This is a genomic window from Ensifer sp. Root423, from assembly GCF_001426275.1.
Taxonomy (GTDB): domain Bacteria; phylum Pseudomonadota; class Alphaproteobacteria; order Rhizobiales; family Rhizobiaceae; genus Ensifer; species Ensifer adhaerens.
Map to the genome: position 1 here is coordinate 678132 of NZ_LMEG01000045.1, position 21251 is coordinate 699382.

Below are 21251 nucleotides of genomic sequence, written 5' to 3' on the forward strand. Positions count from 1 at the left end.
CCTCAATCCTTCAGAACGACGCCGGCATCTTCGCCGAAGGAAACCCAGACCTCCTGGTCGTAGCCGAGCGGATCCTCGACCGCGCGCACCGCGTTGAGCGACGAGGCCTTGATCACGCGTCCGTCCTTCAGGCGCACGTGGAAGACGGTCATGTCGCCGAGATAACCGATATCCCAGATCTCGCCCTGAACGGTGTTGACGGGCGCGTGCGCCGGCGGCTGGCGGCTGACGCGGATCTTTTCCGGGCGGACGGCGACGGCGGACTTGCCGCCGGCAGCCGGCGTCTCGGGCGATGCCATGCGGATCGGGAAACCGTTGGTGCCCTCAAGGCGCACATAGCCGCCCTCGGCGCCGGAAACAGCGCCCTCGAAAATGTTGACGTCGCCGATGAAGTCCGCGACGAAACGGGAGTTCGGCGCCTCGTAGATTTCGGCAGGCGTCGCCACCTGAATGACCTTGCCGTGGCTCATCACCGCGATGCGGTCGGCCATGGTCATTGCCTCTTCCTGGTCGTGGGTGACGACGACGAAGGTGAGACCGAGTTCCTGCTGCAGATCCATCAGTTCGAACTGGGTCTCCTCGCGCAGCTTCTTGTCGAGCGCGCCGAGCGGTTCGTCGAGGAGCAGCACCTTCGGCCGCTTGGCAAGTGAGCGGGCAAGCGCGACACGCTGGCGCTGACCGCCCGAAAGCTGGTGCGGCTTGCGCTGGGAAAACTTTTCGAGCTTCACCAGCTTCAACATCTGGGCGACGCGCTCGGCAATATCCGCCTTCGGCATGCCATCCTGCTTCAGGCCGAAGGCGATGTTCTTCTCCACGTTCATATGCGGGAAGAGCGCGTAGGACTGGAACATCATGTTGACCGGACGCCTGTAGGGCGGAATGCCGGCCAGGCTCTGTCCGTCGAGAATGATCTCACCCGACGTCGGCTGTTCGAAGCCGGCGAGCATGCGCAGAAGCGTCGACTTTCCGCAGCCGGACGCACCGAGCAGCGCAAAGAACTCGCGCGTGTAGATATCCAGCGAAAGGTCGTCGACGGCGGTGAAATCGCCGAACCGCTTGGTCACGTTCTTGAAGGAAATGAATGGCTTGGAAGCGGGATCCGCCCAAGGGGCAAAGGACCGCCGGATACTGCCGAGAGACTTCATCATCTATCCCCGAATGATACAGCCGATGGGCACTCTCGTTTTCCCCGGTGCCCCCTTAAGAAAATTGCCCGGATTTTGAGGTCCGGGCAATTCGTTTTCCGCTCTTACTGGCCGGTTACGACCTTTGTCCAGAGACGGGTCAATACCCTCTGCTCTTTCGCCTCGAAGGGCGTCACCGTGAACAGTTTCTGCATCACCTCTTCCGTCGGGTAGATGGCGGTATCTTCCATGACGGCCTTGTCGAGGAACTGCTGCGAGGCCTTGTTGCCGTTGGCGTAGAAGACATAGTTCGATGCCTTGGCGACGACCTCGGGCTTCATCATGTAGTTGAGGAAGGCGTGCGCCTCCTCGACGTGCGGTGCATCAGCCGGAATCGCAAGCATGTCGAACCACATCTGCGCGCCCTGGGACGGGATCGCGTAGTCGACGGTCACACCAGCCTTGGCTTCGGCCGCACGGTCGCGGGCCTGGAAGACGTCGCCGGAAAAGCCGATTGCAAGGCAGATGTCGCCGTTGGCGAGCGCGTTGATGTATTCCGAGGAATGGAACTTGCGCACATTGGGGCGGATGCTCGCCAGCAGCTCAGCCGCCTTTTCGAGATCGGCCGCCTCGTGGCTATCCGGGTTGAGGCCGAGATAGGCGAGCGCCGAAGGCATCACGTCGGTCGGGGAATCGAGGATGTGGATGCCGCAATCCTTGAACTTCGCCGCCAGTTCCGGCTTGAAGATGACGTCCCAGTTGGGCTTCTCGTCCGTGCCAAGGATCGCCTTCATCTTGTCGACATTGTAGCCGATGCCGGTTGTGCCCCACATGTAGTCGATGGCATAGTCGTTGCCCGGATCGTACTTGGCCGTACGCTCCATGATCACGTCCCACATATTGGAAAGGTTCGGCAGCTTCGACTTGTCGAGCTTCTGGAACACGCCCGCGGCGATCTGCCGCTGCAGGAAGGTTGCCGTCGGCACCACCACGTCGTAGCCGGAGCCACCTGCAAGCAGCTTCGTCTCCAGGATCTCGTTGGAATCGAAGACGTCGTAGACGACCTTGATACCGGTCTCCTTGGTGAAATCTTCCAGAATGCTGCTGTCGATATAGTCCGACCAGTTGTAGACGTTGACCACGCGCTCCTGCGCCGAGGCCAGCATGGTCGAGCCGGCCAGAACGGCTGCCGCCAGGGTTGTGACGATGAGCTTGGACATACAACTCCCCTCTTGGTTTTTTCGTATCGGGCCCGGCACGCCGGGACACCGTCCAATCCGCTTCGTTCAGGCCGGAGGTTAGGCATCTTTCTCGATAACCTCAAGCGCTTTCGTGCCGATAAGAAGCGCCGCCCTGTGGGCTCATCAGTTTCACAAGTCGAAGAAAAACGGGCACTTATGGCGCCTTGCTTCCAGCCTGTCGCCTTCGACCCGGCCGCGGCGGCACCGTTAACCATAGCTTTGCCGCCTCTGTACGGACCGCCATTTACGATTGATTAACCATGATCGCCATGCGATTTTCCCGACAGTTGCGGTTCAGGATCTCAGGTGTCGTCATGGGTGAGCAGATCGTCGGCGGGAAAAGCCGCAGGATCGATCCGAAGCAGTTGAAGCGCCTGTCGGTGCTCGAGCCGCAAAAGGCCCTTGCGGCAATCGCATTCGACTGGACGATGATCGCAGCAGCCATCGCCGTCAGCGAGTATTTCGGCAATGTCTTCGTCTACCTGATTGCCGTGGTGCTGATCGCCGGACGCATGCATGCGCTCGGCTGCATGATCCACGAGGCGGCGCACTATCGCATCATCCGCAACCGGAAACTCAGCGACTGGATGAGCGACCTGCTGCTCGCCTGGCCGGTGCTGGCCACGGTCGATGGCTACCGCCAGAACCATCTCGCCCACCATCAGCACGCCAATAGCGACGAGGATCCGGACTGGACAGCGAAGCTCGGCATGCCGCAATTCACCTTTCCGCAAAAGGTTGCGCGCGGCGTCACGCAATTGCTCGGTTACCTCGTCGCGGTCAATTCGCTGCGCGACATGCTGCATATGGCCAAACGCATGGGCAAGAACGACCGTTCAACGCTGCAGTACAAGCTGCTGCGCGTCGGCTTCTACGCCGCCGCCGCCGCGATCTTCACGCTCTTCGGCATCTGGCGGGAAGTGGCGCTCTACTGGGTGGTGCCGTTCCTCACCTTCTTCTGCCTGTTCCTTTATATACGCAGCGTCGCCGAGCATTTCGGCAGCATGGACTATAGCGACGAACTGACGAGCTCACGCACCGTCTATCCGCACGCCTGGGAGAAGCTGTTCTTCGCGCCCCACAACATCAACTACCACCTGGAGCACCATCTGTATCCCGGTGTGCCGTTCTACAATCTACCGGAACTGCACGCGATCCTGATGCGCAACAAGGCCTATGCTGACACGGCCCATATCACCCGCGGCTATACTACCGGGCTACCGGCGGAATGCTTTGCCGCGAATGCGCCGCTTCTGCCCAACCAGCACCCCGTCAGCTACTGAAAATCGAAAACGCTGAGCCCGGTCGCCATCTCATCAAGTCCGAGCGGCCGGGTAACGGGCGGCTCGGCACGCGCCAGGCAGCCCTGGCGCTCGCAGAGCCGACAGCCGGCACCGATTTCGACCGCCGGCAGCAGCACCGAACCGTAGACGGTCTCGTCGGCAAACGAAGCTTCGCAGCCTAGAAGCAGGGCTGTGCGCCGGACGCGCTCGTGGAACGCCGCCTGCGGACCCTCCAGCGTGCGTGCGATGGTCAAGAATGCAGCGCCGTCGGGCATCTCGACACGATCGACCAGTAGCTGGCCCGGCACTGAGAAGGCGGCATGGATATTGAGCTTGGGACAGCCACCGCCGAACTTTGCCTGAGGGAAGCCCGATGCGCCCGCCCTCCGCAATCGGTGGCCGGCATTGTCGATCTCCATCAGGAAGAATGGCAGCCCTTGGGCGCCCGGCCGTTGCAGCATGGTCAGCCGGTTGGCCGCCTGTTCGAAGGAGACCTGGAAACGGGCGCGCAGGACATCGAGGTCGTACTTCGCCCGTTGTGCGGCGGCGAGGAACGCAGCATAGGGCATCATCAGCGCATGCGCGCCATAGCGCGCCAGCTCGAAGCGAGCAATACGGCGTGCCTCCGCGGTCGAAAGCCGTAACGACCCAAGCTCGGCCGTGATCGCCTCGTGGCAGGCAATCGACACGGCCTCCATCGCGATCTCGCGCAACTGGTCGTAGGGCGACAGCCGCTCGGAAACGAAGAGGCGCATGGAGTGCCTGTCGAAGCGACGGCGCAGGTTCGGCATGGCATGGACCGGCAGGCTGCGCACGACGAGGCCATGCTCCTTCTTCAGCCAGGCCTTGAGCGCGCCGATGAGATCATCACCCGGCGAGAGCGCCTCGTGGAAGGCTTCCGCCGCCGCCTCGATGCCGGCAAAATAATTCGGCCGCCCCTCGAAGGTCTCGCGTACCTCGTCCATCGGCAACCGTGTGCCCGAAAGCGCCTCCATGTGCCCCTGCCCCGCCAGGAGGTCAGCCAAGTCCCTGAGACGCGCTGCCTGCTCGCGATAGGCGCGGTAGAGCTTGACGACGCCGCCGGCAGCATTGGGGGCCGCTTCTGCCACCTCGATCAGCTCCTGCTCTCCCGGCAGCTCGGCCGACAGCAGTGGATCGGCGAAAACCTCGCGCAATTGCGTGAGGCTGCCGCCGGTTTCGCCCTGCAACTCGTCGAGGTCGACCTTGTAGACCGAGGCAAGCTTCAAAAGCAGCTGCACCGTCAGCGGCCGCTGGTTGCGCTCGATCAGATTGAGATAGGACGGCGAGATACCGAGGGCCTCGGCCATGGCCGTCTGCGTCAGCGACAGGCCGTTACGAATGCGCCTGACCCGCGGGCCGGCAAAGATCTTGTTCTCGGCCATTTGTAACTACCTTTACAATCCGCTCAACGCAGGGCGTTTTACATTTTTTACAAATTTACTTCGCCGCCCTGTCAAAGGCAAGACAACATAACCCTTTTGATCTCTGCAAACGACCGTTTCCAATAGCCGAATACTGCAGCGCAATGTAAAAACTGTCACATGAACTCGAAACACAAGTCGCCATACGACAAAAGTCGAATGGGTGTTTGATTTTGACAGGAGGAAGTAATGACTGATTTTTACAAGCTCGTTCCCAGCGCACCGCAAGGCCGCTTCGATGGCGTCGATCGCCCCTATACCGCAGAGACCGTGAAGCGGCTGCGCGGGTCGGTCGAGATCCGCTATTCGCTGGCCGAAATGGGCGCGAACCGCTTGTGGAAACTCATTCACGAAGACGACTTCGTCAACGCACTCGGCGCACTTTCGGGCAACCAGGCAATGCAGATGGTGCGCGCCGGCCTGAAGGCGATCTACCTCTCCGGCTGGCAGGTCGCAGCCGATGCCAACACCGCTTCGGCCATGTATCCGGACCAGTCGCTCTATCCGGCCAATGCCGCGCCTGAGCTTGCCAAGCGCATCAATCGCACGCTGCAGCGCGCCGACCAGATCGAGACCTCAGAAGGCAAGGGCCTTTCGGTCGACACCTGGTTCGCACCGATCGTCGCTGACGCCGAAGCCGGTTTCGGCGGTCCGCTCAACGCCTTCGAGATCATGAAGGCCTTCATCGAGGCGGGCGCTGCCGGCGTCCACTACGAGGATCAGCTTGCTTCGGAGAAGAAGTGCGGCCATCTCGGCGGCAAGGTGCTGATCCCGACGGCAGCCCATATCCGCAACCTGAACGCGGCACGGCTTGCCGCCGACGTCATGGGCACGCCGACGCTGGTCATCGCCCGCACCGATGCGGAAGCGGCAAAGTTGCTCACCTCCGACATCGACGAGCGCGATCGCCCCTTCGTCGACTACGATGCCGGCCGCACGGTCGAAGGCTTCTACCAGGTGAAGAACGGGCTTGAGCCCTGCATTGCCCGCGCCATCGCCTATGCGCCGCATTGCGACCTGATCTGGTGTGAGACCTCCAAGCCGGACCTGGAACAGGCCCGCAAGTTCGCCGAGGGCGTGCACAAGGCGCATCCGGGCAAGCTGCTCGCCTACAATTGCTCGCCGTCGTTCAACTGGAAAAAGAACCTCGACGACGCGACGATCGCCAAGTTCCAGCGAGAGCTGGGCGCGATGGGCTACAAGTTCCAGTTCATCACGCTTGCCGGCTTCCACCAGCTGAACTTCGGCATGTTCGAACTGGCGCGCGGCTACAAGGCACGGCAGATGGCCGCCTATTCGGAGCTGCAGGAGGCGGAATTCGCCGCCGAGGTCAACGGCTACACCGCGACCAAGCACCAACGCGAAGTCGGCACCGGCTACTTCGACGCCGTCTCGATGGCGATCACCGGCGGCCAGTCCTCGACAACAGCCATGAAGGAATCGACCGAGCACGATCAATTCCGCCCGGCCGCAGAGTGAAAGCCCGGCGGGAGCGTGGCAATCCCTGCCCGCTGCGCTCCTGCCGACCCCTCGTAAGTGAAATGGATGCGGGCGGAAAACCGCAAGCACCTCCAGCCTCGAACCTCAAGGAGAAGTCCAATGACAGTCCAGACACGCGTCAAGGAACGGGCCGAGGAACAGTCTTCGGCGATGACCCCGGACCAGCAGGCGGCAATCCGCATGGTCGCCAACGACCTGCACCGCCTCAACCAGTCCGTCATGAAGGCCGTCGATGCCGGCGTTTCGGTCGAGCTCGTGCGCTCCGCCCGCCACCACGGCGGCGAAGGCAACTGGGGCGACCTGCTGATCCCGGTTATCGTCACCCAGGGCCGGCCATGATGCTCGCCACAACGCTGTTCGCGACGATCCTGCTGTCGCCGCTAGCGCTCCGCCACACAGCTGTGGCCGCGAACGTGAGAGCAACCAAAAGTTGATTTCACCGAAACCGGTTGAAAGTGGGAGAAATTGGAATAGCCGGCTCTTTGCCGGCTATTCTGCGTTGTCAGGATGGCAACGCACGCAACGAATGCTTGTCTCCGCTATTTCAGGTTGATCGAACCCGTGATGCCTGACTATATTAGGCATACCTGTCTTAGACAAAGGCACGCATGTATCGTTCGACGAAACCTGCAGATACCGCCGAACTGACGGAGCTGATCTACGGCGCCGCCTTTGGCGATTGCGGCTGGCAGGATTTTCTCGACCGGCTGACGACGACCATGCCCGATGGATGCTCTGCGCTCCACTATCATGACCTCACAGCGCCAGCGTCGTGCGTGCCCTATGTCTCCGGCTTTACCTCTGATGCCATCGACCAGTTCAACGATCACTTCGCGGCGATCAATCCCTGGATACCGAAATCGGTTCTCGTGCCGGTGGGCCGCGGTCTCTCCGGCGAGCATATCGTCTCGCGCTCGGAGCTGATGAAATCGGAATTCTACAATGACTGGCTGAAGCGCCAGACCGGCAGCGAGACCACCGTCGGCGTGACCATCGTGCGCAGCCCGACGCGGACCCTGCTCGTGTCGACCTGCACCTCGTCGACCGACGAGGAACTCAACCAGCAGGCGGCGGACCAGTACACGCTTCTTGCGCCCCACCTGAAGCGCGCCTTCGACTTCCTGCGGCGGCGCGACCTGATGATGGCCGAGCAGCATGAGGGCCGGACCCTGCTCGATACGATCGGCGTCGGCGTGATTTATGTGGGCGGCAATCTGCGCATCCGCTCGATGAACCACAACGCCGAGCGAATGGCGGCGAACGGCTCACCGTTCCGGGTCGCGGTCAACGGCCGCCTGTTCATGGACGAACCGGAAACCAATGCGGCGCTCGAGCTTCTGGCCTCGCCGGTCGGCGCACCGGCACAGCCGCAACTGCGTGTCGTCAGGACCGCGGAGCACGGCGCCTTCCGCATTACCTTGGTGCGGCGAAGTGCCAGCATCTTTACCGAACTTCTCGACGGACCGACTGTGGCGGTTCTGGTCGAGCCCGCGACGTCGCTGCTCGGCGATCTCAGGCACGACCATCTGAAGGACAATTATGGTCTGACCCCCGCCGAAATCCGCATCGCCTGCGGTATCGCCGCCGGCCTGACGCTGAAGGAAATGTCGCAGGCCAACGGCGTCAGCTATGAGACGATCCGGACGCAGCTCAAAAGCATCTACGCCAAGACCCGGGTCAACTCGCAGGCGGCACTCGTCAAGCTGCTGATGCGCTGACCCATATACAAAAAAGACCACGGCGGTAGCGTTCCCAGCAGCAGGGTTCAGTCCTTGCTCCGCCTCAGCTGCGGCGCGGTCGCTTTCCGGCAAAGATGTCCACGTGACTACGCAACAGCCTGGTCATGCGGTCGACGACCGTTCGTATTTCCTTGCGGTGGCGATCCTCATTGTTCATGACGATCCATTGCCGGTGCCGGAGCGCCGGGATCTCCTCGCCGGCGCGCTCCAGCATCGGATCGAGATCGCCGACGAAACAAGGAAGCACCGCACAGCCGGCGCCGGCGCGGGCGAGATCGAGCAGCGAGCGCGGCCGCGTGACCGTGGCGACGATCCGCCCCTCCCAGCCCCCCTTCATCTGCTCGTGCGGCCAGCGCAGATAGGCGGAGATCGCCTCCTCCTCGCCGACGGCCACCCATCGCGCGCTCGCGCCCGACGGCGCGTTCTTTTGACGATAGGCGGCATAGGCGACGTCGCCGACCGGACTTGCCGCCAGATAGGCCTCCTCGGGCTCGAAGGCGCGGATGCCGATATCGGTCTCGCGATAGGCGAGGCTGGCGCGTGTTTCGCCGACCGTGATCGCGAGGCTGAAGCCGTCCCTTTCGGTGCAGAGCGCCGGAAAGTTCTCCGCCAGCAGCCAGGCGATCCAGGTACCGACGGTGATGCGGACCGTTACGCCCTCGCCTTCCTGCCGCCAGCTCTCGACCCGGCGCGCCGCCGATTCCATTTCCTGAAGCTGCTCGAACAGCAGTTCACCATCGCCGGTAAGCTGGTAGCCGGTCTGGCTGCGCAGAAACAGCGCGCGGCCCGTGCGCTCCTCGAGTTCCAGCATCCGCCGGCCAACGGTCGCCGGGCTGGAGCCGAGCGCCTGCGCCGCTCCGGTGAGCCCACCAGCGCGCGCCACGCTCATGAAACAGCGATAGATATCCCAATCCATGTCTTTCATCGGTGAAAAACATAGAGCGATACCCGATGTATGTAAAACTAGTTTTGCTGCATAAAAGAAGTGATGCCCATCAACTAAGGAGCATCGCGATGGAAATGATGGCAATGGTCTACATCGCCGACATGGCCCTGAAAACGCGCCGCTGGGACGAGGATTTCGATCCGAAACCGCCCGCCCTTCTACGTCGAACCTTCACAACACTCGCGGCCGCGGTCACCAAGCGACGCAAGAGCAGCCTCTACGCCGATAAAAAAAGCACCGCGAAGCCCTGCGGCCACGCGGTGCAATGTTAGCCCCTGCCCTTGTTATATCGCACGGCACCGGTTGCCGTGCTTTCGGCTGGCGGCGTTGCCTGCCGCCAGCGAAACCGTCTACCGCACGCCTCAGGCCGCCCGGTAGTTGTCGTAGTCTTCCGCCGCCGGCTCCAGCCGGAACTGCTCGACCAGCATCATCAGCGTGTCGGCCTGGTTTGAGAGCGCGCGGCTCGTCGCCGTCGCCTCTTCCACCATCGAGGCGTTCTGCTGCGTCATCTGGTCCATCTGGTTGACTGAGCCGTTGACCTCGTTGAGCGCCACGGCCTGGTCGCGGCTGGCAGTCGCGATCATCTCGACGTGCTGGCTGACCGTGACGATCTGGGCGCTGATCGAAGCCAGCACTTCGCCGGTTTCCTTGACCAGGTGCGAGCCGGCATTGACCTCGTTGGTCGACTTGTTGATCAAGCCCTTGATCTCGCGCGCAGCTTCTGCCGAGCGCTGGGCCAGTTCACGCACTTCCTGGGCGACGACGGCAAAGCCCTTTCCGGCTTCACCCGCCCGTGCCGCCTCGATGCCGGCGTTCAGCGCCAGGAGGTTGGTCTGGAAGGCGATGTCGTCGATCACTTCGATGATTTGCTCGATCTGGCGCGAGGCCTCCTCGATGCGTCCCATGGCGGCGATCGCGTTGGTGACGACGGTCGCCGAGCTATCGGCGCTGCGTTTCGTCTGGATCACCGCATGGTTGGCTTCGCCGGCACGCTCGGCCGAGGAACGGACGGTGACGGTGATCTGGTCGACGGCGGCCGCCGTCTCTTCGAGGGAGGCGGCCTGGGCCTCCGTGCGCTTCGACAGCGAATCTGCCGCATGGTGCATGCTGGAGCCGCTCTCCTGGATCGCCTGCGCATTGGCGCGGATCTGGGCGAGCGTGTCCTGCAGGCGGATCAGCGAACCGTTGAAGTCCTGGCGAAGCTGTTCGAGGCGACCATGGAACGGCACGTCGATCTGGCGCGACAGGTCGCCCTGGGCCAGGCGGCCGAGACCAGCGGCAAGCTCGCTGACGGCAAGATCGATCTGGCGATCGAGCTCGCGTTTTTCCTGGTCGTTGCGGCTACGCTCGATTTCGGCGCGGCTGCGCTGCTCCTCGCTTTCCGCTTCGATGCGGACCTTGGAGAGCGCGTTCTCCTTGAACACGCCGAGCGCACGGGCCATGTCGCCGATTTCGTCGCGACGACCATCGCCATCGATCGTCGTGTCGAGGCGGCCATCGGCGAGACGACGCATCGCCGCGGTGATCTGACCGATCGGCTTCTTCAGCGTCAGCGTCAGCGCGATGCCGGCCAGAAGCGCGATGACGACGCCGGCAACGGTGGCGGCAACCGAGATCTGGTTCGCCTCGTTGCGCTCGGTCCCGGCGGCAACCTTCTGCTGTTCGGCAAATTCGGTGAGATCGGTCCAGATCTGGTTGATCGATTGTCCGGCGGCGTCGAAGTCTGCGGTGCGCTTGACCGTGATTTCGACGAGCGCTGCGGCATCCTTCTTCATCGCGGTCAGGATCGGCATCAACGTGTCGGCGATCTTGTCGAAGGATGCGCCGTCGCTTGCGACACCGCGAAGCGTCGCCATGTTCTGCTGAACGGCAAGCGACTTGTCGAGCAGCTTCTGGCGATTGCCCTCGTTCGTCTGCCCCATGAAGGTGGCGGCGGAAATCTGGATATCGGTGATCGACGACGACAGCCTACGGGTAGCGGTCAGAACCGATTCCGTCGTGACGATCTGTTCGTCGAGTTCGGCGAAAATCCGCGTGGCGTCGCGCATCTTGCCGACGGAAGCCGCTTCCAGGCGGAAGCTCGCAGTGCGGAAGCGGTCGACATATTTGGAAATGCCGGCAAGCGTTTCCGGTCCGGCGGGCGCCTTCAGGATCGAGCCGATCTCGCTCGAAGCCGAGGTGATGGTCTCGGTGAGCGACTTTTCGTCCTTCGGCAGCAGGCGGAAGATGTCACGCTCGGTGCGGCCGATCATCGGGAAGCGTTCCTTGACCGCCTTCAGCTTCTCCTCGACGGTGATCGCCTTGCTCACTTCGGTGCCGAACTCGTTGAAGAAGCGGCTTGCGCGCATCAGCTTTTCGGCTTCGCGCAGCATGGTCTTGGCGGCGTTCTCGCTCTTGCGAACGGCGTATTGCAGGCGGTTCGACTCTTCATTGATCTTGGCGCGCTCGATCAGCAAGGCGTCGAGGTTCGAGCTCATTGCCGTGCGCAGGTCCTGCTCGCCAACGTGCAGCGTCCAAAGGCCGCCGATGCGCGCTTCGATGTCGCTGGTCGCCGCGATCGCCGCCTTCAATTCGTCCTGGCCGTTCTGGCCGGCAACCTGTGCAGCGGTATCGGCGAGCACGTCCTTCTGCGCCGAGATCGTCGATTGCACGGCATCACGTGTTTCTTCGGTGGTCGAATGCAGGAAGGCGTTCATGCCCGCATAGACATCCTTGAAGCCGCTCAAGGTCTGCAACACGCTGTTGGAAATCTCCATGCGTCCCTGAAGCAGGCCGGATGCATAGAGGCCGGTGATACCGACGGCACAGATGCTGACGACGAAGGGCAGGATGAAAAACAGCACCTTCGTCTGGATCTTGAAGCGGGCAAGAATTCTATCGATGAACATGGAAAACACCTTGGCTCGCAGCTCGCATTCGCCTCCCCCGACGGCTCACTACGTCTTCGCACTCAACGACAAGGCGTGAATGTGCGAACGATCGAGAGCCACCCGATGCGCAAACAGGCTGATGTTTTTCGAAAAATCATGCGGCGCACACCGCCAGTCCGTCGGCAATCATTGCGGATCCACGGCGCCACTCCTCGGCAACGTGAACCTGACGAAACTCACATCGTCACACTATCTGTTTTGAACGATTAAAATTTGTATAAGCGCGTTCCGCCCGCGACAGAAAATCCGTAGGCGTGCGCGGACGCGTCAAATGCGCCCGAGAGACGGCCGCTCAGGGCCGATCCCCTGAACTCAGAACCAAAGAGCCGGGAGGGCTGCGAGGGCAGCAACGGCAAAGAATGCAATCAAGGCGAGGCGCGTGAGCACGGCCTTCTGCTGACGGCTTTCATCGGTGCGGGCGATCGCGATGGCGCGGGGACGGCGGCGGATTTGGTTCATGGCATCCTGTCCTTGTCACATTGACCGGCAACGTTCGGTCCGGATGACCCCGCATTGCCTGTCACAGTTATATTGCAGCCATGCCGTGGCGGAAGAAAGTCAAAAAATTAGAAACAGTGTTATTTCCGTTTACGCGACAATCCGATCCACCAACTGCCGGCTGTGCCGACAAGGATAAAGGTTCGGCGAGATACATTAACAATCACTGAAGCTCGATCCGCCAAAAGCGGGGAGATCAGGCGTCCTGGCCGGCCGCAAAGCCCGATGCCCAGGCCCATTGGAAATTGTAGCCGCCGAGCCATCCGGTCACATCGACGCACTCACCGACAAAATAGAGCCCCGGCACCGCCTTGGCCTGCATCGTCTTGGAGTCGAGCCCGTTGGTATCGACGCCGCCAAGCGTAACTTCGGCCGTCCGGTAGCCTTCCGAACCGGCTGGCTTGATGGTCCAGGCCTGGATCGAGGTAGCAAGCTGATTGATGGCCTTATCCGAGAGGTCGGCAAGCTGGCGCCCGGTCAGCTTTGCGCCGTCGGCGAAAAACTGTGCCAGCCGCCGCGGCAGGATATCGCCGAGCGCCGTCTGCACCGCCTGTTTGCCGTGGGTGCGGCGGATTTCTTTCAGGATCGCGGCAATGTCGATGTCGGGCATCAGCCTGAGCACGATCTCCTGCCCTTCGCGCCAATAGGAGGATATCTGCAGGATCGCAGGGCCGCTCAGGCCGCGATGGGTGATCAGCACCGCCTCGCGGAACGCCGTCTTGCCGGACCGCGCTTCCGCATCTGCGGCGACGCCGGCCAGTTCCCCGATCGCTTCGAGCTGCGCCGGGTCGAGCGTCAGCGGCACGAGACCGGGCCGCGTTTCAATGAGCCCGAGACCGAACTGCTCGGCGATCCGGTAGGCAAGCCCGGTCGCCCCCATCTTCGGGATCGACTTGCCGCCGCTGGCAACGACCAGCGACTGCGCATCGATCGGCCCCTCGCCCGTCATCACGCGAAAACCGGCGCCATGGCGCTCGACACTCTCGATCGCCGTTTCGAGGCGAAGATCGGCATGCACGTCACGCATTTCGGAAAGCAGCATCTTGATGATGTCTTTCGCCGAATGGTCGCAGAAGAGTTGGCCGAGGGTCTTTTCGTGCCAGGCTATGCCATGCTTTTCGACAAGAGCCAGGAAATCGCGCGGGGTGTAGCGCGCCAGCGCCGACTTTGAGAAATGCGGGTTGGTCGACAGGAAGTTCTTCGGTCCCGCATGGATGTTCGTGAAATTGCAGCGGCCGCCGCCGGAGATGCGGATCTTTTCGCCCGGCGCCTTGGCATGGTCGAGCACGGCCACGCGGCGGCCGCGCTTGCCCGCCTCGATGGCGCACATCATGCCGGCGGCACCGGCGCCAATGATGACCACATCTGTCTTTTCAGCCACGAAACACTCCGCTCGTTTGTCCTTCCATTCCGGGGGCAAAGCAGAAAGTCAATGATCAAGCCCATCTAGCCAATTGCCAATCTGTGGTTATGATGCGCTATCCGAAGCCAAAACCGGTGATTTATGCCCTCCAAGAGAAGTGCTGCCCAACAAACAACGAAAATCAGCAAAACTTCGAAAATACCTCCCGCCCTCCACTCCCTCCGAGGTGTAAAGACCTGGAAGGAAGCCACGGACTGGCTCAAGATCCGCGGCATCGAAGACGTCGAATGCATCACGCCCGATCTTGCCGGCGTTCCGCGCGGCAAGATGATGCCGACCTCGAAGTTCACCTCCAATACCTCGCTGGCGCTGCCGTCCGCCGTCTATCGCCACACGATCTCGGGCGAATATCCAGACGAAACCGGCCAGTTCCGCTACGATTCCCGCGACAGCGACATCAAGCTCGTGCCCGATCTCTCGACCCTTTCGGTCGTGCCCTGGGAGACCGACCCGACGGCGCAGGTGATCTGCGACATCGTCGGATCGCAGGGCGAACAGATCAGCTACACGCCGCGCAACGTGCTGAAGCGCGTGGTCGATCTCTACAAGCAGAAAGGCTGGAAGCCGGTCGTAGCACCCGAGATCGAATTCTACCTCGTCGCCACCAATGACGATCCGGATTATCCCCTGCATCCACCGAAGGGCCGCTCCGGTCGCTCGATTCTCGGCGGCCAGGGCTATTCGATCGCCGGCATCAACGAATTCGACGAACTGATCGACGACATCTACCACTTCTCGGAGAAGCAGGGTCTCGAGATCGATACGCTGATCCACGAAGAAGGGCCGGCGCAGCTGGAGATCAACCTGCGCCATGGCGATCCGATCGAGCTGGCCGACCAGGTGTTCCTGTTCAAGCGCACCATCCGCGAGGCGGCGCTGAAACACGGCATCTACGCCACCTTCATGGCGAAGCCCATGCAGGGCCAGCCGGGCTCGGCGATGCACATTCACCAGTCGGTGGTCGAGATCAACACCGGCCGCAACCTGTTCTCCAACCCGGACGGTTCCGCATCGAAGGAATTCTTCCACTTCATTGGCGGCATGCAGCACTATGTGCCGCGCACGCTTGTGATGATGGCGCCCTATGTGAACTCCTTCCGCCGACTGACGCCCGACATGTCGGCGCCGGTCAACACCGCCTGGGGTTACGACAACCGCACCACCGCCTTCCGCATCCCGGTGTCGGAGCCGGTCGCCCGGCGTATCGAGAACCGGCTGCCGAGTTCAGATGCCAATCCCTATCTGGCGCTCGCGGCCTCGCTTGCCTGCGGTTATCTCGGCATCATCGAACAGCGCGAACCGACGGCGCCGACCGAGGACACGGCCAACGAGGGCGAGATCGACTTGCCCCGCGGCCTGCTCGAAGCCGTGGCCCTACTGGAATCGGCACCGTCGCTGGCCGAGGTGCTGAGCCCGGAGTTCATCGCCATCTATGCCGGCGTCAAACGCGGCGAGTTCGAGACCTTCATGCAGGTCATCAGTCCCTGGGAACGCGAATTCCTGCTTCTCAACGTCTGACCTCAGAGGTTCTCCATGTCCTGGCAAAGCCCGATCTCGCCCGGTTACTCCTGGTATGAGGCGACGGTTCCGGACCGACCGGAGTATCCGGCCATGCCGGGATCGCGGAAAGCCAATGTCGCGATCGTGGGCGGCGGCTATACGGGATTGCAGGCGGCTTACAACCTTGCCAAGCAAGGCGTCGACGTCACCCTGATCGACGCCTGCCGCTTCGGCGACGGCGCCTCTGGCCGCAATGGCGGCCAGTTCGGCACAGGTCAGCGCGCCTGGGCGGATGAGACGGAGGAAAGCCTCGGCCATGAGCGGGCGCAGGCACTGTTCGACATGGCCGAGAACGCCAAGCGTTACGTGCTCGACTTCGCGAACGGGAACGGGATCGACATCGAATTCGTGCCAGGCCAGCTCTCGGTCGGGCACAAGCAAAGCCTCGAAAAAGACTATCGCGACCATGCCGAAGCGATGGCGGCGCGCTTCGGCTATCCGCATCTGACTTTCATGGAGCGCGAGGAAACAGCAAGCCGGCTCGGATCGAACCACTACCACTTCGGCATTCGCGATGCCGGCACCGGCCATATCCACCCCATGAAGCTGCTGGTCGGCCTTGCGAAACAGGCAGCGCTTGCCGGCGCCAACCTTTTCGAGCAGACCAGGGCCCTGAAAATCGACCGCCAGGGTGGCGCGATCGTCATTGCCACCGACCGCGGCACCATCACCGCCGACCGCGTTCTCGTCGCCTGCAATGCCTATATCGGCAACCTGGAGCCGGTGAGCGCCAGCCACGTCATGCCGATCCGTTCCTTCATCGGCGCGACGACGGTGCTTTCGGACCACCCTGATGTCATTCCCGGCGGCGAATCGGTCGACGATTCGCGCTTCGTCGTGCGCTACTTCCGCAAGTCGCGGGATGGTCGGCTGCTGTTCGGCGGCCGCGAAGCCTATACGGCCGACAATCCGCGCGACATCTCCACCCATATCCGCCGGCAGATCAGCGAGATCTACCCGCAGCTCGCCAATGTCGAGATCACCCACGCCTGGGGCGGCTCCGTCGGTATCACCATGCCGCGCACCCCCTTTTGTCGCGAGGTCATGCCGGGCGTCACCTCGATCGGCGGCTATTCCGGCCACGGTGTGATGCTCTCCAACTATTGCGGCAAGCTCTATGCGGACCTGGCGCTCGGCAAGGGCACCGAGCTCGACCTCTTGAAGGCTCTGAAAATCCCGGCTTTTCCGGGCGGAACCCGGTTCCGCTCCGCCCTTCTCTTCTTCGCGCTTAGCTGGTACGCATTACGCGACAGGTTTTGAAAAACGCTTGCGGCGGCATTTTATTGCGCCGCACTCTAGCGCCTTTAAATCGATTAGATTATATGTGCCCCTGACCTGAACAGATCGAGATATCCCATGAGCAGCCAGATCATCCCCGTCGAACCATTTGACTATGTGGTGTTCGGGGGCACCGGCGATCTTGCGGAGCGCAAGCTGTTGCCGGCGCTCTATCACCGCCAGTTGGAAGGCCAGATCACCGAGCCGACGCGCATCATCGGCGCCTCGCGCGCGGCGCTCAGCCATGAGGACTATCGCAAGTTTGCCGTCGATGCTCTGAAGGAACATCTGAAGGCGGAAGAGTACAAGGAAGAGGAAGTCGCGAAGTTCGCTGCACGCCTGTTCTACGTCTCCGTCGACGCCAAGTCCGACCAGGGTTGGGACTCGCTGAAGAAGATCCTCGAAGAGGGCAAGGAGCGCATCCGCGCCTTCTATCTCGCCGTCGGCCCTGCGATCTTCGGCGACATCTCCGAGCGCATCCGCGATCACAAGCTGATCACCAAGAACACCCGCATCGTCGTCGAAAAGCCGATCGGCCGCGACCTCGCCTCTGCGACCGAACTCAACGACACGATCGGCAAGGTTTTCCGCGAAGAGCAGATCTTCCGCATCGACCACTATCTCGGCAAGGAGACGGTGCAGAACCTGATGGCGCTGCGCTTTGCCAACGCGCTCTACGAGCCGCTGTGGAACTCGGCCCATATCGACCACGTGCAGATCACCGTGTCGGAAGCCGTCGGGCTTGAAAATCGTGCCGGCTACTACGACAAGGCCGGCGCGCTGCGCGACATGGTGCAGAACCACATCCTGCAGCTCGTCTGCTTCGTCGCCATGGAAGCGCCGACCTCGATGGACGCCGAAGCGGTGCGCGACGAGAAGCTGAAGGTTCTGCGCGCGCTGAAGCCGATCACCTCGTCGAATGTCGAGCAGGTGACGGTGCGCGGCCAGTACCGCGCCGGCGCTTCGGCCGGCGGCCCGGTCAAGGGCTACCTCGAAGAACTCGAAGGCGGCGTTTCGAACACCGAGACCTTTGTGGCGATCAAGGCGGAAGTCAGCAACTGGCGCTGGGCCGGCGTGCCTTTCTACATCCGCACCGGCAAGCGCCTTGCCGGCCGCATGTCGGAAATCGTCATCACCTTCAAGCAGATCCCGCATTCGATCTTCGACAGCAATGCCGGCCGCATCTCGGCCAACCAACTGGTCATCCGCCTGCAGCCGAACGAAGGCGTGAAGCAGTCGCTGATGATCAAGGACCCGGGCCCGGGCGGCATGCGCCTGCGCAGCGTCTCGCTGGACATGAGCTTTGCCGAAGCCTTCGCCGTGCGCAATGCGGATGCCTATGAGCGGCTGCTCTTCGACGTCATCCGCAACAACCAGACGCTGTTCGTGCGCCGCGACGAGGTCGAGGCCGCATGGAAGTGGGTCGATCCGATCCTGAAGGCCTGGGAAGAAACCGGGCAGCAGGTTCAGGGCTACACCGCCGGCACCTGGGGTCCGAGCCAGTCAATTGCGCTGATCGAGCGTGACGGCCGGACCTGGAACGACGCGATATAGGTGCGCCGATGACGTCTAAGCTTCATACATTCGAAAACGGCGCAGCACTGGCGCAAGGCCTTGCCGATGCGGTCAGCAGCGCTCTTGCTGCCGGTGTCGCCGCACGCGGCTCCGCAAGCATCGCCGTCTCCGGCGGCTCCACGCCCAAGGCATTCTTCCAGGCGCTTTCGAAGAAGGACATCGCCTGGGACAAGGTGACGGTGACGCTGGTCGACGAACGCTTCGTGCCGCCGGAAAGCGACCGCTCCAACCACGGCCTCGTGGCGGCCAACCTGCTTCAGGACAAGGCCGCTGCAGCAACTTTCCTGCCGCTCTACCAGGCGGCCCCGACAGCGGAGGCCGCGGCTGATCTCGCAAGCCGGGAAACGGCGAAGATCGGTGCACCGTTCGACGTGGCGATCCTCGGCATGGGAACGGACGGGCACACTGCATCGTTCTTCCCGGGCGGATCGCAGCTCGCGCGCGCCATCGATCCGGCAACGCCGCGCGGCGTGATCACGATGGAAGCCGAGGGTGCCGGCGAAACCCGGCTGACCTTTACTTTTGCCAGCCTCCAGGATGCGCGGCTTCTGGTGCTGCACATCGAAGGCGAAGGCAAGAAGACGGTTCTCGCCAAGGCCGAAGAAGCTGGCGACGAGAAGGACATGCCGATCCGCGCGATGCTGCGCCGCGCCGCGTCGCCGGTGCAGATTTACTGGGCGCCGTAGATCGGAATGATGTTGGGCCGAACCGGCCCGATAGGAACTTTGGAGACACGTTCAGCCGGTGGCGCGCTCCCGTCGGAATGGACAGGTGTTTCTGAGAAACGCCGGGACGCGGCTTGCGCTCTCCCAAGCTCGCCGCGCTCCGGACGATGACTGGATGAAGATGAGGAGTCTGAAGACTCCGGAACAGGATTTGTCATGTCCGCCGATTCCCGCATTGCCTCGATCACGGCTCGCATCGTCGAGCGCTCGAAACCCCACCGCGAGCCCTATCTCGATCGCGTCCGCCGGGCGGCATCGAGCGGTCCGCATCGCAGCGTGCTCGGCTGCGGCAACCTCGCGCATGGATTTGCGGTCTGTTCCCCCGCCGAGAAGGTAGCGCTTGCGGGCGACCGCGTGGCCAATCTCGGCATCATCACCTCCTACAATGACATGCTTTCGGCGCATCAGCCGTTCGAGACCTATCCGGCGCTGATCCGCCAGGCGGCAAGCGAGGCAGGGGGCGTCGCACAGGTTGCCGGCGGCGTGCCGGCCATGTGCGACGGCGTCACGCAGGGGCAGCCGGGCATGGAGCTCTCGCTGTTTTCCCGCGACCTGATCGCCATGGCCGCCGGCGTCGGCCTGTCGCACAACATGTTTGATTCCACCGTCTATCTCGGCGTCTGCGACAAGATCGTGCCGGGCCTCGTGATCGCAGCGCTCACCTTCGGCCACCTGCCGGCGATCTTCGTTCCCGCCGGACCAATGACCTCGGGCCTACCGAACGACGAGAAGGCGCGGGTCCGCCAGTTGTTCGCCGAAGGCAAGGTCGGCCGCGACGAACTGCTCGAGGCGGAATCCAAGTCCTACCACGGACCGGGAACCTGCACCTTCTACGGCACCGCCAACTCCAACCAGATGCTGATGGAGATCATGGGCTTCCACCTGCCCGGCGCTTCCTTCATCAATCCGGGCACGCCGCTGCGCGACGCGCTGACCAAGGAAGCCGCTAAGCGGGCGCTGGCGATCACCGCCATGGGCAACGAGTTCACCCCGGCGGGCGAAATGATCGACGAGCGCTCGATCGTCAACGGCGTCGTCGGCCTGCATGCGACCGGCGGCTCGACCAACCACACGATGCACCTCGTCGCCATGGCGCGGGCTGCCGGCATCGTGCTCACCTGGCAGGACATTTCAGAGCTCTCGGACATCGTTCCGCTGCTGGCCCGCGTCTATCCGAACGGGCTTGCCGACGTGAACCACTTCCACGCCGCCGGCGGCATGGGCTTCCTGATCAGCCAGCTGCTTCGCGCCGGCCTGCTGCACGACGACGTGCGCACCGTCGTCGGCCAGGGGCTCGACGCCTACAAGATCGACGTCCGGCTTGGCGCCGACGGCAATGTCGAACGCGTGCCGACGCCGAAGGAAAGCGCTGACCCGAAGGTGCTTGCGACCATCGATCAGCCGTTCCAGCATTCGGGCGGCCTGAAAATGCTGACCGGCAATCTCGGCAAGGCCGTCATCAAGATCTCTGCCGTCAAGCCGGACCGTCACATCATCGAGGCGCCAGCCAAGATCTTCCACGACCAGGCCGAGCTCAATGCCGCCTTCAAGGCCGGCAAGCTCGAGGGCGACTTCGTCGCCGTCGTGCGCTTCCAGGGCCCGAAGGCCAACGGCATGCCGGAACTGCACAAGCTGACGACCGTGCTCGGCATTCTGCAGGACCGCGGCCAGCGCGTCGCCATCCTGACGGACGGCCGCATGTCGGGTGCGTCCGGCAAGGTGCCGGCGGCAATCCACGTGACGCCGGAGGCCAAGGACGGCGGCCCGATCGCCCGCATCCAGGAAGGCGATATCGTCCGCATCGACGCTGTTGCCGGAACGATCGAGGTGTTGGTCGAGGACATCGCACTCAAGACACGTGTGCCCGCGCATGCGGATCTGTCGGACAACGACTTCGGCATGGGCCGCGAGCTGTTCGCGCCGTTCCGCGCGATCGCGGGTGCGGCTGATCAGGGCGCCAGCGTTCTCTTCCACTGACATAGAAAAG

The 21251-nt window shown here is 62.6% G+C and carries 17 protein-coding genes; 10 read left to right on the forward strand and 7 right to left on the reverse strand.

Features of this window, described 5'->3' with window-relative positions; all coding sequences use genetic code 11:
* Nucleotides 1–2: 2 nt before the first annotated feature.
* Together ASD01_RS31875 and ASD01_RS31880 are read right to left on the reverse strand one after the other, a co-directional pair.
* The gene (locus ASD01_RS31875) at nucleotides 3–1145 is read right to left on the reverse strand and encodes an ABC transporter ATP-binding protein (protein ID WP_034801375.1); all 1143 of its coding nucleotides are present in this window, start codon (nucleotides 1143–1145) and stop codon (nucleotides 3–5) included.
* 104 nt (nucleotides 1146–1249) lie between these two features.
* On the reverse strand, nucleotides 1250–2344 hold the full coding sequence (locus tag ASD01_RS31880; RefSeq protein WP_034800823.1) for a polyamine ABC transporter substrate-binding protein: 1095 nt from the start codon (nucleotides 2342–2344) through the stop codon (nucleotides 1250–1252).
* 335 nt (nucleotides 2345–2679) lie between these two features.
* Here ASD01_RS31880 and ASD01_RS31885 point away from each other — a divergent pair, with 335 nt between their 5' ends.
* Entirely contained in the window at nucleotides 2680–3648 is a 969-nt protein-coding gene (locus tag ASD01_RS31885; protein WP_051659564.1) for a fatty acid desaturase family protein, read from the forward strand.
* On the opposite strand, the gene ASD01_RS31890 is transcribed toward ASD01_RS31885, so the two are convergent.
* Entirely contained in the window at nucleotides 3642–5051 is a 1410-nt protein-coding gene (locus ASD01_RS31890; protein ID WP_034800820.1) for a helix-turn-helix domain-containing protein, read from the reverse strand. The two genes, ASD01_RS31885 and ASD01_RS31890, sit on opposite strands and share 7 nt — an antisense overlap.
* A 228-nt stretch (nucleotides 5052–5279) precedes the next feature.
* Between ASD01_RS31890 and aceA the strand changes: the two genes are divergently transcribed.
* The 3 genes from aceA (at nucleotide 5280) to ASD01_RS31905 (ending at nucleotide 8308) form a co-directional block, all read left to right on the forward strand.
* Nucleotides 5280–6569 carry an isocitrate lyase gene (gene aceA, locus ASD01_RS31895; protein WP_034800818.1) on the forward strand — a complete coding sequence of 430 codons (1290 nt, stop codon included), beginning with the start codon at nucleotides 5280–5282 and terminating at the stop codon, nucleotides 6567–6569.
* 120 nt (nucleotides 6570–6689) lie between these two features.
* Entirely contained in the window at nucleotides 6690–6929 is a 240-nt protein-coding gene (locus ASD01_RS31900; protein ID WP_034800815.1) for an SMc00767 family acetate metabolism repressor, read from the forward strand.
* 269 nt (nucleotides 6930–7198) lie between these two features.
* Entirely contained in the window at nucleotides 7199–8308 is a 1110-nt protein-coding gene (locus ASD01_RS31905) for a helix-turn-helix transcriptional regulator (protein WP_034800812.1), read from the forward strand.
* Nucleotides 8309–8372: 64 nt separating this feature from the next.
* Here the strand turns inward: ASD01_RS31905 and ASD01_RS31910 are convergent, their stop codons facing one another.
* A complete protein-coding gene (locus ASD01_RS31910; RefSeq protein ID WP_034800810.1) occupies nucleotides 8373–9254 on the reverse strand; it encodes a LysR family transcriptional regulator in 882 nt (293 codons plus the stop codon).
* Between the two features lie 89 nt (nucleotides 9255–9343).
* On the opposite strand from ASD01_RS31910, the gene ASD01_RS31915 reads away from it, so the two are divergent.
* Complete coding sequence (locus tag ASD01_RS31915) at nucleotides 9344–9547, forward strand: hypothetical protein (protein WP_034800807.1); 204 nt, start codon at nucleotides 9344–9346, stop codon at nucleotides 9545–9547.
* Nucleotides 9548–9637: 90 nt separating this feature from the next.
* Here ASD01_RS31915 and ASD01_RS31920 read toward each other — a convergent pair whose 3' ends face one another.
* From ASD01_RS31920 to ASD01_RS31925, 3 genes are all read right to left on the reverse strand, one after another.
* Nucleotides 9638–12163 (reverse strand): methyl-accepting chemotaxis protein, encoded by a 2526-nt coding sequence (locus tag ASD01_RS31920; protein ID WP_034800805.1) that lies wholly within the window; start codon nucleotides 12161–12163, stop codon nucleotides 9638–9640.
* 354 nt (nucleotides 12164–12517) lie between these two features.
* Nucleotides 12518–12664: a hypothetical protein gene (locus ASD01_RS36330; protein ID WP_089044690.1), complete on the reverse strand. Its 147-nt coding sequence runs from the start codon at nucleotides 12662–12664 to the stop codon at nucleotides 12518–12520.
* Between the two features lie 235 nt (nucleotides 12665–12899).
* Nucleotides 12900–14084: a BaiN/RdsA family NAD(P)/FAD-dependent oxidoreductase gene (locus ASD01_RS31925; protein WP_034800802.1), complete on the reverse strand. Its 1185-nt coding sequence runs from the start codon at nucleotides 14082–14084 to the stop codon at nucleotides 12900–12902.
* 123 nt (nucleotides 14085–14207) lie between these two features.
* Between ASD01_RS31925 and ASD01_RS31930 the strand changes: the two genes are divergently transcribed.
* The 5 genes from ASD01_RS31930 (at nucleotide 14208) to edd (ending at nucleotide 21241) form a co-directional block, all read left to right on the forward strand.
* Complete coding sequence (locus ASD01_RS31930) at nucleotides 14208–15644, forward strand: glutamine synthetase family protein (RefSeq protein WP_034800800.1); 1437 nt, start codon at nucleotides 14208–14210, stop codon at nucleotides 15642–15644.
* A gap of 15 nt (nucleotides 15645–15659) precedes the next feature.
* Nucleotides 15660–16946, forward strand: coding sequence for an NAD(P)/FAD-dependent oxidoreductase (locus ASD01_RS31935; RefSeq protein WP_034800797.1), 1287 nt, complete (start codon nucleotides 15660–15662; stop codon nucleotides 16944–16946).
* 96 nt (nucleotides 16947–17042) lie between these two features.
* Entirely contained in the window at nucleotides 17043–18518 is a 1476-nt protein-coding gene (zwf, locus tag ASD01_RS31940; RefSeq protein ID WP_034800796.1) for a glucose-6-phosphate dehydrogenase, read from the forward strand.
* Nucleotides 18519–18526: 8 nt separating this feature from the next.
* Nucleotides 18527–19225, forward strand: coding sequence for a 6-phosphogluconolactonase (gene pgl, locus ASD01_RS31945; RefSeq protein WP_034800794.1), 699 nt, complete (start codon nucleotides 18527–18529; stop codon nucleotides 19223–19225).
* 195 nt (nucleotides 19226–19420) lie between these two features.
* On the forward strand, nucleotides 19421–21241 hold the full coding sequence (edd, locus tag ASD01_RS31950) for a phosphogluconate dehydratase (RefSeq protein ID WP_034800791.1): 1821 nt from the start codon (nucleotides 19421–19423) through the stop codon (nucleotides 21239–21241).
* Nucleotides 21242–21251 lie beyond the last annotated feature (10 nt).